A 14153-nucleotide genomic window follows, 5' to 3' on the forward strand; every position below is an offset into this window, starting at 1 on the left:
AGCGTTTTACGCCATTCCCTTTTTTTATTTTTGCGCCCTTATGAAATTGCTTTTATCGTATCTGTCAAAACATAAATGGGTAGTAGTGCTGGCTTTGGCACTGGCCGCGTTCAATATCGGCTTCTCCCTGTTAGATCCCTATATAACCGGCCGCATTGTAGATGAGGTGATTGAAAAGCGCCAACATTTGCCTTATGATGAATATTTACACAATGTATTGCGTCTGGTAGGTTATGCCGTGGGCGTGGCCATGGTATCGCGTATTGCCAAAAACTTTCAGGATTATTTTACCAGCATAATTGTACAAAAAACCGGTGCCGCAATGTACTCGGATGGTTTGCGGCATTCGCTGCAACTGCCTTACCAGGTATTTGAGGATCAGCGCAGCGGCGAAACATTAGGCATCCTGCAAAAGGTACGGCTGGATAGCGAAAAATTTATTACCTCGTTCATCAGCATATTGTTTGTGAGCATTGTGGGGATGGTATTCGTTATCGTGTATTCGGCTACGGTGAGTTATAAGGTAACACTGGTGTATTTCGCATCCATACCGGTTATAGCGCTGGTAAGTACCTTAATGAGCAGGCGTATTAAAAAGGTGCAAAAAAGTATAGTAAGCGAAACTACCGCGCTGGCCGGTTCAACTACCGAATCGCTGCGTAACATTGAACTGGTAAAAAGCCTTGGCCTGGCTAACCAGGAGATTGAACGGCTTAACAAAACCACCTACAAAATACTTGACTTGGAACTGAAAAAGGTGAAGTTTGTACGCAGCATGAGCTTTGTGCAGGGTACAACCGTAAACCTGGTACGCAGCATTATGGTAGTAGTTTTGCTGATACTGATATTTGGCGGAACTATTTCGCCGGGCCAGTATTTCAGCTTTTTGTTCTACTCATTCTTCCTGTTCAATCCGTTGCAGGAGTTGGGTAACGTGATCCTTTCATGGCGTGAGGCGCAGGTATCGCTGGGTAATTTCAGCCGTATACTATCCACCCCGATAGAGGTTAAGCCGGATAAACCGGTACTGCTTGAAAAAGTAAGCACGCTCTCTTTTCAGGATGTGAGCTTTAAGCACCTTACGGCAAACCGCAACGCCCTAAGCCATATCGGTTTCGAAACCCATACCGGCGAAACCATCGCATTTGTTGGCCCGTCCGGATCAGGTAAAACTACGCTGGTAAAATTACTGGTAGGTTTGTATCAGCCTATGCAGGGTGATATTTTGTATAACGATGTGCCGAGCAATGCCATTGACCTGGACCAGTTGCGTGAGCGTATTGGATTTGTAACACAGGATACGCAGTTGTTCTCAGGTACTATCCGCGAGAATTTACAATTCGTTCGTCCCGGCGCAACGGATGCCGAGTGTATGAATGTGCTGCACCGAGCCGCCTGCCAGGGCTTGTTAGCCCGCGCCGATAAAGGCTTGGATACGGTAATAGGTGAGGGTGGCGTAAAGGTATCAGGCGGCGAAAAACAACGCCTCTCTATAGCCCGTGCCTTGCTGCGTAACCCGGACATCCTGGTGTTTGATGAGGCTACCTCGGCGTTAGATTCGCTCACCGAAGAAGAGATCACCGAAACTATCCGCGATGTATCGGTTAAGAACGACCATATTACCATACTGATCGCCCACCGCCTGTCAACCATTATGCATGCCGACAAGATCTACGTGCTGGAGAAAGGTAACATTGTGGAATCAGGCAAGCATATTGACCTGTTGCTGCAAAAAGGCCTGTACTATGCCATGTGGAGGCAGCAGATAGGTGAGAAGGATGTGATTGATGCATAACCCCTCCTAAATCCTCTTCAAGAGGGAGGACTTTCATAAATAAGTGAACGAAAAAAGAGCGCCGGGCTGCCGGAAAACCGGGTCATGAAGTATTGCCTGCGGGTGGAAGGTTTTTTCCGGCTTGATCTTTGGTTACTTTCGCACCAAGGGAATTAACTGGGCCCTGCGCCTAAGAGCAGGCTGACGATAATTTCGAGCAGAATCTCTTGATTAAAGCACTTTTAAGCACAGTTCATTACCTGTCCTAAACTTCTTTTGTGCAGACAAAAGAAGCAAAAACTGCCGGCTGTTTAATTTTCTGTGAAAGGCAGTGCATCCACCTACTACCCGAAAATTAAAAGGCCGGAATTATAGGGTATTTAAGGTTTGTGCTTCTGCTATATTGGTTATTATAAATCCTGTCATTTCTCGCTATCGCTCGAAAGGACAAATGACAATTAAGGCATATAAAAAAGGAAAGGGCTTACGGTTAGCGTAAGCCCTTTCCTTTTGTGCTTGTAAAAGCAATTAGAATTTCTCGAAAGCAGAGAAAAAGAAGCTGCCTTCGATCTGCGCGTTCTCGTCAGAATCTGAACCGTGAACCGCATTAGCCTCAATTGATTTGGCGAATAACTGGCGGATAGTACCTTCTTCAGCTTTTGAAGGATCGGTAGCGCCGATCAGTTTGCGAAAATCTTCAACCGCGTTATCTTTCTCCAATATAGCGGCTACTATCGGGCCTGACGACATAAATTCAACCAGGGCGCTGTAAAAAGGGCGCTCTTTGTGTACTGCATAAAACTCACCGGCTTTAGCGGCGCTAAGTGCGGTGTATTTAAGCGCTACAATTTTAAAACCGCTTTTAGTTATCTTATCCAATATTGCACCAATATGCCCGTTTGCAACCGCATCAGGCTTAATCATGGTAAATGTTTTGTTAGTTTCCATTTTGAGTGTTTATAGTTGCCGCAAAAATAGAGTTTTACACCGTGATATTTAAAACTTTTTAGCATAAGGGCAAAAGTAGCAGGCTTTTATCAGGCTTACAGCGGTAAATGGCCCTGTCAGCTTGTAATTAAAAATGTTACACCTATATATCAATGCGTTAAAAATTTATCTTAGCTTTGCAATCCTTTTAAAAAAGTTTGATGTTAGATATAGCCTCGGTTGCCCGCCTGTTAGAGCAGCCACGAAGAATAGTAATAACCACGCATCATAAGCCTGATGGCGATGCGATGGGCTCGTCGTTAGGCTTGTACAATTATTTGATACAGCAAGGGCATCATGCAAAAGTGATCGCCCCGTCTGATTATCCTGACTTTTTAAGTTGGTTGCCGGGTAATGAGGAGGTGATCATCTACACCCAAAATACCGCTGTTGCCGATACCTTGATTGCCGAGGCCGAAATGATATTTTGCCTTGACTTTAATGCCTTATCGCGCATTAATGCCATGACGGATAGTGTACGTGCCAGCCAGGCTGCTAAGCTGATGATAGACCATCACCTGGACCCGGAGGATTTTGACGATTTCCGTTATTGGGACATAAACGCCTGTGCCACCGCGCAACTGGTTTATACCTTTATTGCCGATGCCCTGAACAACAAGGCTTTGATCAATAAGGATGTAGCTACTTGTTTGTACACCGGTATCATGACGGATTCAGCATCATTCCGCTTGCCAAAAACCACAGCCGAAGTGCACCTGATTGCCGCCGAGCTGATTAACGCCGGAGCGGTTAACTGGCGTATACACGAGTTGGTTTACAATAGCTCTACCGAAAACCGCCTGCGCTTTTTAGGCCATTGCCTGAGCAATAAGCTGGAGGTGCTTTATGAATATAATACAGCTATCGTATCAGTAACCAAAGCCGAGCTTGAATTATATGATGTACATACCGGCGATACGGAAGGCATTGTAAACTACGCGCTATCCATCGCCAATATTAAACTCGCGGCCTTTGTTGTTGAACGCGCTGATGAAGTGAAGCTTTCGCTACGCTCAAAAGGGGAATTTCCGGCTAATGAGATCTGCAAAAAGTACTTTAGCGGTGGCGGCCACCGCAATGCAGCGGGAGGCCGGTCAGACAAGCCGCTTAACCAAGTAATACAAGAACTAAAAGATATATTACCCAACTACAAAAAGTTATTAATACAATAGAAATGAAAAAAGGCTTCATGTTTTTTGCGCTTGCCGCGTTAGCTATGGCAAGCTGTAACGGTGGATTTAAGCAAGGCCCGGGTGGTTTGCTTTACAATATTCACACTGATAAAGAAGGAACTACCATTAAAGAAGGTGATTTTTTGGCGGTTAACGTCATCACTAAAAACGATGCCGACTCGGTATTGTCATCAACTTATGATGCCGGCAACTCAGCCCCGGTACTGATGCAAAAACCACAGGCAAAAGGCGATATCTATGCCGCGCTGCAATTATTGAGCGAAGGCGATAGCGCTACCATCAAAATGAATATCGACTCGGTTTTCCCTAAAGGACAGCGCCCGCCGCAACTTAAAGGTAAATACCTGGTGTACGAAATGAAGGTTGAGAAGGTAATTAACAAAGGCAAACTGAGCGATCAGGTTTTCCAGGGCCGTATCTCTGAATACTTCAAAAAACAATCAGAAGAATTTAAAAATCGCGAGCCGGCGTTGATCGCCAAATACGTTGCCGAAAAAGATCTGAAAGTAACAAAAACACCTTCAGGCCTTAACTATGTAATTACCAAACAAGGCAGCGGCCCGCAGGTGGTTGAAGGTGATACTGCGGTAGTTAACTACACTGGCCGTTTACTGTCAGGCAAAGTGTTTGATACCAGCGTTAAAGAAGTAGCTGAAAAAGAAAAGATTGCAAACCCGATGCGTAAATACGAGCCTATCCGCGTGCCGGTTGGTTCAGCCGGTATTATTAAAGGCTGGGCTGATGCTTTGGTGCTGCTTAACAAAGGTGCTAAAGGTACATTCGTTATCCCGTCAAGCCTGGCTTATGGCGAGCAAGGTTCACCAAACGTGATCCCTCCATACTCTCCGTTAGCGTTTGAAATTGAGGTGGTTGATATTGTAAAACCAAAAGCAGGTGTAGCTCCTCAGGCTGTAGCACCGGCCCCGGTTAAAAAATAAGTATACATTTAAAACATACCGGCCTTTCTGATATCATCAGAAAGGCCTTTTTATTACTATGAAAAAAATAAGTATAGCCATAGTGCTTGCCGCCCTGTCGTTTTCGGCAGCGGCACAGGTACAGCGTACCGCAAAAGGCGCTGAGTGTACCATTATTACAAAAAATAACGGGCCGCGTATTAAAGAGGGTGATATCATCACTTTCCAGGTAGAGCAGTTAACCGATAAGGATTCGGTATTATTCAGCACCTACAAGGCCGGTAAGCCGGTGCAAACGCAGGTACGTGCATCACAAAGCCTGATGGATTTGATGGATGTATTTCCGCTGCTGGGCGCTAAGGATAGCGCGCTGGTAAAACTTCCGGTTGATTCGATATTCAAGGGGCATGAGGATAGTATGCCGCCATTTATAAAAAAAGGCACCAATATCATCACCCGGTTAAAGATAGAAAGGGTACAATCATTAGCCGAAGCAATGGCTGAAAAGGAAGCCGAAATAGGCAAACTTAAAGGCGCGGAAGCCGCCGCGGCCAACAAATACATTGCCGACAACAAGCTGAATGTATTAACCACGCCATCCGGTTTAAAATATGTTATTACAACGCCATCCGCCAAATTAAAGCCAAAAGCCGGTGACACCATGCTGGTTAACTATGTAGGCCGTACGCTGGATGGCAAGGTATTCGATTCGAGCATTGAGGCTGAGGCTAAAAAAGCCAATCTACAGCAAACCGGCCGTACTTACGAACCTATTGAGGTAGTGCAAGGCGCAGGTCGCGTAATAAAGGGCTGGGAAGAAGGTTTGGCACTATTGGGCGAGGGCTCAAAAGCTACGCTGATCATCCCTTCGGCATTAGGTTATGGTGAGCGTGGTTCGCCACCGGTAATTATGCCATACAGTACCTTGGTTTTTGATGTAGAACTGGTAAAGGTGAAGCCGGGTAAAAAGGTGATGCCGCCAGCAGCAAAAACCAAAGCGCCCGTTAAAAAGGCGTCGGTACGTAAAAAGGCCACCGCTAAAAAGGCATCCGCCACTAAAAAAGCTAATTAATTACAAGCCTTCTGATATTAATCAGGAGGCTTTTTTATTTTTGCCGCATGGTATTAACTGACACGCATACCCATCTGTACTATGAAACCGACCCGGAGAAGCGCCGCGGGCTGATAGACCGTTGTATTCAAAATGATGTACAGCGCCTGTTTTTGCCCAATGTTGATGCCGATTCGGTTGCAAAGGTTTATGAACTTACTGATGCATACCCGGAGATGTGTTTCCCGATGCTGGGCCTGCACCCTTGCGATGTTAAGCCGGGATGGGAGGATCATCTGGAGAAGATCAAAGCATTTCATCAACCTCAGCATAAAATATATGCCATTGGCGAAATTGGCATCGACCTGTATTGGGATAAAACCTATCTCGACGGGCAGATAGCCGCTTTTAAAGCACAGATCAACTGGGCCAAACAGCTCGATCTGCCGATAGTGATCCACTGTCGTGACGCTTTTGATGAGGTGTACGAGGTGCTGGCCAGCGAGGCTGATGATAAACTGCGCGGTATATTCCATTGCTTTACCGGTACGGCCGATTACGGTAAAAAGGTGATCGATCTGGGTTTTTACCTGGGTATTGGCGGTGTGGTTACGTATAAAAACAGCGGGCTGGATAAGGTGGTTGAGCAAATCGACTTACAGCATATCGTTTTAGAAACGGATTCTCCGTATCTTACCCCCACTCCGTACCGTGGTAAACCTAATGAAAGTTCGTACCTGATATACATCGCGCAAAAACTGGCCGATATATATAATACAGATGTTGAAACGGTGGCGGATGTAACTACCCTTAATTCAAAAAAGATATTCGGGGTATAATAATTTATTTAAAACACACGACAAATATTAATGAACCAGATACTGATCATCTATACCGGGGGGACAATAGGTATGATGAGCGACCCGGTGACCAAGGCGCTTGTACCCATTAACTTTGAACAGATAATGGACAACGTGCCCGAACTGGAGCGCCTTAATTGTAAAATAAAAGTACACTCGTTTGATACCGTTATCGATTCATCCAACATGAATCCGGAGATATGGAACGAGTTGGCCCGCCTTATCAAAAAAAATTATGATTCGGTGGATGGGTTTGTGGTGTTGCATGGCTCAGATACCATGGCTTTCAGTGCATCGGCATTGAGCTTTATGCTTGAGAACCTGGATAAACCAGTAATATTCACCGGCTCGCAACTACCTATAAGTGCGGTACGTACCGATGCCAAGGAAAACTTAATGACGGCCATTGAGCTGGCAAAAGCCAAAAAGAATGACCGTGCCCGTGTACCGGAGGTTTGTATCTACTTTGATTACAAACTCTTCCGTGGTAACCGCGCGTTCAAGTATAATTCATCAAAGTTTGAGGCTTTCCGTTCGCCTAATTACCCGATACTTGCTGAGTCAGGTGTGCACCTGCGATTTAGCGTGAATGATATCAGGCAGCCAAGTGAACAGCCTATTATTGTGCATAACATGGCCGCTAATGATGTTGCTGTGCTGAAACTTTATCCGGGTATTAGTCCGAAGGTGGTTGAAAGCATTTTGTTAGCGGATGTTCGCGGCGTGGTGATGGAAACTTACGGCTCGGGCAATACCACTACCGACGATTGGTTTATCGATCTGCTTAAAAAAGCCATCGACAGCGGTAAGGTAATCCTCGATATATCGCAATGTAAGGTAGGTACCGTTGAACTTGGCCGTTATGAAACCAGCAAACAGTTAAAGGATATAGGTGTAACCAATGGTTACGACATGACCTTTGAGGCTGCCGTAACCAAGATCATGTATCTGCTGGGCCAGTCGAATGATCCGCTGCAGGTAAAGGAGTGGCTTGAAACCGACCTGCGTGGCGAACTGACCATCTCTTAATTATTTTACACCGAACATACCGTATTTGAGGATGCAATAGATAGCGCGGAAACCATCTTTCCAGCCTATCTTTTTGCCTTCTTCGTATGTGCGGCCATAGTAGGATATGCCTACCTCGTAAATACGTATTTTAGGGATGCGTGCGATCTTAGCGGTAACTTCTGGCTCAAAACCAAAGCGGTTTTCGCGCAGGGTGAGCGACTGTATCATTTTGGTATTGAATAGCTTGTAGCATGTTTCCATATCCGTAAGGTTAAGGTTGGCAAACATGTTTGATAGGGTGGTCAGGAATTTATTACCTATGGTATGCCAAAAGAATAATATACGGTGCGCGTTGCCGCCCATAAAGCGTGAGCCAAATACAACATCGGCAAAGCCATCAACAACGGGCTTCAACAGGTCATTAAATTCTTCAGGGTCATACTCCAGGTCGGCATCCTGAATGATCAGGTATTCGCCGGTGGCTTTGCTAATGCCGGTATGCAGCGCGGCACCCTTGCCTTTGTTAACCTCATGCGCGTAGTATTTTATATCCAGGTCAGGATTGGCTAAAATATAATTGTTGATCGCTTCCTCGGTGTTATCGGTAGAGCGGTCGTTAACAATGATCACTTCTTTGGTGATATTGTTACGCAGGGTAACACTTTTAACTTTATCTAAAATAAAGTGGATGGTGCGGCCCTCATTATAAGCGGGAATAATAATAGATAGTTTACTTATCAGCATGTCAATAGTTTATAGGGTATTGCTCTGCAGCAATATACTATAACTGTGCCCCAGTGCTTTAAATTAAAATTAATAGTAGATAGTTGCCTTTAAATTAATTTTTGTTTGGTTTTGAGGCCGAGATTAACTTTTAAATAATTGCAATCAATTTTATCATTGTTGTTCAAAGGTTTACAGGTAACAGTTCGGGGAAGTAAATCTACAAGATGGGGCAGAGGGGATATTAATCACAAAAGCGTCAATCTGAAAAATACATTTTATTGTTTTAACCTTAATTAATGATATTTGCCGCTTAAATAATTACGCTTATGGTACGCCTGTCAGTAAACATCAATAAAATAGCAACGCTGCGTAACTCACGCGGAGGTAATAACCCGGATGTGCTGAAAGTAGCTATGGATTGTGAGCGTTTTGGCGCGGAAGGGATCACTGTACACCCCAGGCCTGATGAGCGGCATATTCGTTATGATGATGTACGCAATATAAAACAGGTAATTACCACCGAGTTTAATATTGAAGGCAACAGCCGCGAACAAAAGTTTGTTGACCTGGTGCTGGAAACCAAACCCGCGCAGGTTACCCTGGTGCCCGATGAGCTGGGGCAGATCACCTCGAACCATGGCTGGGATACCATTGCCAATCAGACTTACCTGAAGGATACGATAGCGATGTTTCAGGAAGCGGGCATACGGGTATCTATATTTGTTGACCCCGTACCGCAAATGGTTGAAGCTGCCGCTACAACCGGTACAGACAGGATAGAACTTTATACCGAAGGTTATGCCACCCATTTTTCGCATGGGCGTGAGCTGGCCGTAGCGCCTTATATTGCCGCGGCAAAGGTAGCCAACGAGGCCGGGCTGGGCATTAACGCCGGGCACGATCTGGACTTGCAGAATTTGAAATACTTTGCCGAAAATGTCCCCGGCTTATTGGAAGTAAGCATAGGGCATGCTTTAGTATGTGATGCCTTGTATTTAGGGTTAGATAATACGATAAAGGAATATCTTGAGCAATTAAAGGGCGTTTAGGTTTAACGTTTTATCAATGTGCCTTATTTGTTAGGTTGATGAATGAGACAGGCGTGTAAAAGCAATGTCAATAACGGGTTAGGTAATTGATAATCGGTGTAATAATTGTACCTTTGCGGCATATATTAACAGGGCCACATTTTCATGCAATTGAACACTGATTACCAGGAGAAATTCCAGTCGCGCCACATCGCACCCAACGAAGCCGACACCGCCGAAATGTTAAAAACAGTAGGCGCAAATTCATTAGATGAGCTTATTGAACAGACCGTTCCGGCGCAGATACGCCTGAAGAACCCGTTGAATTTGCCGCCTGCCAAAAGCGAATTTGATTACCTGAACACGCTTAAACAAACCGCGTCAAAAAACAAGGTTTTTAAAAGCTACATCGGTCAGGGTTATTATGATGTTATTGTACCGGGCGTAATACAGCGTAACATACTCGAAAACCCGGGATGGTATACCCAGTACACCCCTTACCAGGCCGAGATAGCGCAAGGCCGTTTACAGGCGCTGCTTAACTTCCAAACCATGGTGATTGATTTGACCGGGATGGAAATAGCCAATGCCTCATTGCTTGATGAGGGTACCGCCGCTGCCGAGGCGATGTTTATGCAATACAGCCTGCGTAAAAATCAAAAGGCCAATAAGTTTTTTGTTTCTGAAGAGCTTTTTGCTCAAACCATTGATATTTTAAAAACCCGCTCTGAGCCTTATGGCATCGAGTTGGTAATGGGCAGCCATGAGTCGGTTGATTTGACGGAGGATATGTTTGGTGCCATTGTGCAATACCCTGCTAAAAACGGCGAAGTATATAACTACAGCGATTTTGCTGCTAAAGCACACGAAAAAGGTATTAAACTAACCGTTGTTGCCGATTTGATGAGCCTGGTACTGTTAACGCCTCCGGGCGAGTGGGGTGCTGATATTGTGGTTGGCAGCAGCCAGCGCTTCGGTATCCCCATGGGCTTTGGCGGGCCGCACGCGGCTTTCTTTGCCACTAAAGAGGAGTACAAGCGCTCAATGCCGGGCCGCATTATCGGTGTAACTATTGATAGCACCAACAACTACGCCCTGCGTATGGCACTGCAAACCCGCGAGCAGCATATCCGCAGAGATAAAGCAACCTCAAACATTTGTACCGCGCAGGCATTACTGGCTATTATGGCTGGTATGTATGCCACCTACCACGGTCCGCAAGGCTTAAAGCTGATCGCGGAACGTATACACGGGTTAAGCGTATTGCTTTCAAATTCACTCGAAGAGTTGGGCTACAAGCAACTGAATAGCGCTTATTTTGATACCTTAAAATTTGATTTAGGTGAGTTGGTTGGCCCGCTGCACGGCGAGGCTTTGAATAACGAAATGAACCTGAACTACAATGGTTCAATAGTTACCATTACGCTTGACGAAACTACTTCTGTTGAAGATGTAAAAACCATTGTTCGCTTTTTTGCCAAGGTAAAAGGCAAAACCCTGAATGATGTTAATATTGATGAGCTGAAAGGCAACCTGCAAACTACCATTCCGGCTGAGTTGCAGCGTACATCAGCTTACCTTACCCACCCGGTATTTAATTCGCATCACTCAGAACATGAGATGCTGCGTTACATAAAATCGCTGGAAAATAAGGATCTTTCGCTTTGCCACTCCATGATTGCCCTGGGCTCATGTACTATGAAGCTAAATGCTACCACCGAGATGGTGCCTGTTACCTGGGCGGAGTTTAGCAAGATGCACCCTTTTGCCCCGGTTGACCAAACCGGCGGTTACATGCAGTTATTTGCCGAACTGGATAAATGGCTGAGCGAGATCACCGGCTTTGCAGCCATGAGCTTACAGCCAAACGCCGGCGCACAGGGCGAGTACGCAGGCCTGATGGTTATTCGTGCCTATCACCTGGATAGGGGCGATACACAGCGTAACATCGCGCTGATCCCGTCATCTGCACACGGTACCAACCCGGCATCGGCAGCTATGGCCGGCATGAAGATCATCGTAGTAAAATGTGATGAGAACGGTAATATTGACGTAGCCGATCTGAAAGCCAAAGCCGAGCAATATAAAAACGAACTTTCGTGCCTAATGGTGACTTACCCATCAACACACGGTGTGTTTGAGGAAAGCATTATCGAGGTATGTAATATTATACACGAAAACGGCGGCCAGGTTTATATGGATGGTGCCAACATGAACGCGCAGGTAGGTTTAACCAGCCCGGCCAACATTGGTGCCGACGTTTGCCACCTTAACCTGCACAAAACCTTCTGTATCCCTCACGGTGGTGGTGGCCCTGGTATGGGTCCGATAGGTGTAGCTAAGCACTTAGTGCCTTACCTGCCTGGCCATGCGGTGGTTGATATTGATAAGGGTAAATCTATCCCGGCTGTTTCGGCGGCACCTTGGGGTTCGGCTTCCATCCTTATCATATCACACGCTTATATAGCCATGATGGGCGGCGATGGTTTAACCAACGCTACCAAATACGCTATACTGAATGCCAACTACATTAAAACAAGGTTAAAAGAACATTACCCGGTATTGTACACCGGCAGCAAAGGCCGTTGCGCGCACGAGATGATATTGGATTGCCGCTCATTTAAAGCGCAAGGCATTGAGGTTACTGATATTGCCAAGCGTTTAATGGACTATGGTTTCCATGCGCCAACCGTATCATTCCCGGTAGCAGGTACTGTGATGATCGAGCCTACGGAATCAGAGCCTAAACATGAGCTTGACCGTTTCTGTGATGCCATGATTGCTATCCGTAATGAAATAAAGGATGTAGAGAGCGGTTTGCTTGATAAAGTAGACAACCCGCTAAAAAACGCGCCGCATACCGCTGCTGTGGTTACCGGCAACCAGTGGGAGCACGCTTATACCCGCCAAAAAGCGGCTTTCCCGTTGCCTTATGTAGCGGCTTACAAATTCTGGCCATCAGTGGGCAGGGTTAACGATACCTATGGCGATCGAACCCTGATCTGCTCGTGCCCGCCGCTTGAGGACTATGCTTTTGAAGAAAGTATTATTGAATAATTAAGTATATTTTTTAACGCATAAACAATATTGGTATTAAGCCAATTTGTTTATGCGTTTTTTGTGTAAAAAAACTGTGCTTTGTACAATTATCAGGTAACTAAAACCTAACTTTTTGCGTATTTGGTTGTATAGTATTCAGATAATATTAATAAAGGTATTATTTAGTATTTAAGCCGTTTAAATAAAAGGTAGTTCATATTAAACCGGTCGTGGTATTTTATTGTAACATTTACATTGAATATACTCAGGCGTTTGGAATTTTATAACTTTACAACTAATAAGAATAAAACCTTTTAATTGAACACACGTATAACACACCTGATATGAGCACCCTTAGCAAAACAATAAACGTTCTGTTAGTTGATGATGATGAGATCAATAATTTCATCTCCATCAAACTGATAAAAAAGGCATTGTTAAATACCAATATTACAGCATGCCTGAACGGTAAATTTGCTATTGACCAGCTTGTAGAACTACAACAAAAAGATCCGGAAGCGATGCCCGACTATATTTTGTTGGATATAAACATGCCTATTATGAATGGCTGGGATTTTTTAGACGAGTATAAACGTCTGGGGATCGACCCTTTGAAAAAGACCAAGATCTTCATTATATCTTCTTCCGTATTCAGTAATGACATCAGCAAGGCTCGCTCATACCCATTAGTGCACGATTTTATTTCAAAACCGCTGAATGTTGAGCGAATCAAAGAAATTTTTAACGTAGAGAAAGAAGGCTAAGCCGATTGTATGGCAAAGTGCTCCCCATCATAAGTTACCGTACCAACGGTAGTGCCTTTTGAATGGTAGAACAAACAACGCCAGCCATCAGCAGCGGCTTGTTTACCATACTCTTCGCGCAGTTCCATCGCCTTGCGGCCATCATAATCATATTTAGCGCTAAAGCGGCGCAGCAGTTGCTCAGGTTCAGGCAATTCATCGCCCCCAAAAAATACCTTTTGGCCATCCTCCTCAATTAAAAACACCTGATGGTATTGGCAATGCCCGCCCGATAGCTGGTAGGTGATGCCCGGTTTAAGTGTACCGTCGCCCTCGGTAAGGGTAAGTTTCACACTATCCTGCAAGGCTTCAAATATCTCGATATGGTATGACGATGATTTACCGGCCAGGGCATACTCCCATTCGCCGCGCTGCACCACATGCTCGGCCTGTGGAAAGCTGGGTTGCAGGCTACCCCCCCGCTCAACCACCAAACCGCCTGAATGATCGGAATGCAAATGGGACATCAGTACCAGCGTTACATCCTCCGGCTCAAAACCGGCATTGCGTATGTGCTGGTGGAGGTATAGTTCGTCGCGCGTATCTTTGTAACCCAAACCACTGTCTAATAAAATCAGGTCTGTTAAGGTTTTGATCAGGAAGGGATTTACATGGATGAACAATGAGCCAGGGCGGCTTTTGCGGTCGTCAGTTTGCGGATTAAACGGGACGAATTTTTTTGTTGCATCAACCGAGTAAGAGCCTTCGCCAAGTGTAAATATTTCCATGATCTGTATATCTGCTGATGTTTGAGCAAGGTCAAA

Annotated in this window: 12 protein-coding genes; 9 read left to right on the plus strand and 3 right to left on the minus strand. The window is 45.2% G+C overall.

Features of this window, described 5'->3' with window-relative positions:
* Positions 1 to 40 precede the first annotated feature (40 nt).
* Positions 41 to 1795 carry an ABC transporter ATP-binding protein gene (locus AC3WJC_RS00220; RefSeq protein ID WP_492397051.1) on the plus strand — a complete coding sequence of 585 codons (1755 nt, stop codon included), beginning with the start codon at positions 41 to 43 and terminating at the stop codon, positions 1793 to 1795.
* A 507-nt stretch (positions 1796 to 2302) separates the two neighbouring features.
* Here AC3WJC_RS00220 and AC3WJC_RS00225 read toward each other — a convergent pair.
* Complete coding sequence (locus AC3WJC_RS00225) at positions 2303 to 2722, minus strand: nucleoside-diphosphate kinase (protein ID WP_492397052.1); 420 nt, start codon at positions 2720 to 2722, stop codon at positions 2303 to 2305.
* Positions 2723 to 2922: 200 nt separating this feature from the next.
* Between AC3WJC_RS00225 and AC3WJC_RS00230 the strand changes: the two genes are divergently transcribed.
* Genes AC3WJC_RS00230 through AC3WJC_RS00250 form a run of 5 tightly spaced genes read left to right on the plus strand, consistent with a single transcriptional unit; the run spans position 2923 to position 7811 of the window.
* The gene (locus AC3WJC_RS00230; RefSeq protein WP_492397053.1) at positions 2923 to 3933 is read left to right on the plus strand and encodes a DHH family phosphoesterase; all 1011 of its coding nucleotides are present in this window, start codon (positions 2923 to 2925) and stop codon (positions 3931 to 3933) included.
* Positions 3934 to 3935: 2 nt separating this feature from the next.
* The gene (locus tag AC3WJC_RS00235) at positions 3936 to 4892 is read left to right on the plus strand and encodes an FKBP-type peptidyl-prolyl cis-trans isomerase (protein ID WP_492397054.1); all 957 of its coding nucleotides are present in this window, start codon (positions 3936 to 3938) and stop codon (positions 4890 to 4892) included.
* 58 nt (positions 4893 to 4950) lie between these two features.
* Positions 4951 to 5943 (plus strand): FKBP-type peptidyl-prolyl cis-trans isomerase, encoded by a 993-nt coding sequence (locus AC3WJC_RS00240; RefSeq protein WP_492397055.1) that lies wholly within the window; start codon positions 4951 to 4953, stop codon positions 5941 to 5943.
* A gap of 47 nt (positions 5944 to 5990) precedes the next feature.
* On the plus strand, positions 5991 to 6761 hold the full coding sequence (locus tag AC3WJC_RS00245; RefSeq protein WP_492397056.1) for a TatD family hydrolase: 771 nt from the start codon (positions 5991 to 5993) through the stop codon (positions 6759 to 6761).
* 30 nt (positions 6762 to 6791) lie between these two features.
* On the plus strand, positions 6792 to 7811 hold the full coding sequence (locus tag AC3WJC_RS00250; protein ID WP_492397057.1) for an asparaginase: 1020 nt from the start codon (positions 6792 to 6794) through the stop codon (positions 7809 to 7811).
* Here AC3WJC_RS00250 and AC3WJC_RS00255 read toward each other — a convergent pair whose 3' ends face one another.
* Complete coding sequence (locus AC3WJC_RS00255; RefSeq protein ID WP_492397058.1) at positions 7812 to 8537, minus strand: glycosyltransferase family 2 protein; 726 nt, start codon at positions 8535 to 8537, stop codon at positions 7812 to 7814.
* Positions 8538 to 8845: 308 nt separating this feature from the next.
* On the opposite strand from AC3WJC_RS00255, the gene AC3WJC_RS00260 reads away from it, so the two are divergent.
* From AC3WJC_RS00260 to AC3WJC_RS00270, 3 genes are all read left to right on the plus strand, one after another.
* Positions 8846 to 9568 (plus strand): pyridoxine 5'-phosphate synthase, encoded by a 723-nt coding sequence (locus AC3WJC_RS00260; protein WP_492397059.1) that lies wholly within the window; start codon positions 8846 to 8848, stop codon positions 9566 to 9568.
* 144 nt (positions 9569 to 9712) lie between these two features.
* Positions 9713 to 12604: an aminomethyl-transferring glycine dehydrogenase gene (gene gcvP / locus AC3WJC_RS00265; protein WP_492397060.1), complete on the plus strand. Its 2892-nt coding sequence runs from the start codon at positions 9713 to 9715 to the stop codon at positions 12602 to 12604.
* A 326-nt stretch (positions 12605 to 12930) separates the two neighbouring features.
* Positions 12931 to 13350: a response regulator gene (locus tag AC3WJC_RS00270; protein WP_492397061.1), complete on the plus strand. Its 420-nt coding sequence runs from the start codon at positions 12931 to 12933 to the stop codon at positions 13348 to 13350.
* On the opposite strand, the gene AC3WJC_RS00275 is transcribed toward AC3WJC_RS00270, so the two are convergent.
* Positions 13347 to 14117, minus strand: a complete 771-nt coding sequence (locus AC3WJC_RS00275) for an MBL fold metallo-hydrolase (protein WP_492397062.1) — start codon at positions 14115 to 14117, stop codon at positions 13347 to 13349. The two genes, AC3WJC_RS00270 and AC3WJC_RS00275, sit on opposite strands and share 4 nt — an antisense overlap.
* Positions 14118 to 14153 lie beyond the last annotated feature (36 nt).

This window comes from Mucilaginibacter sp. FW306-07-L (assembly GCF_058782065.1).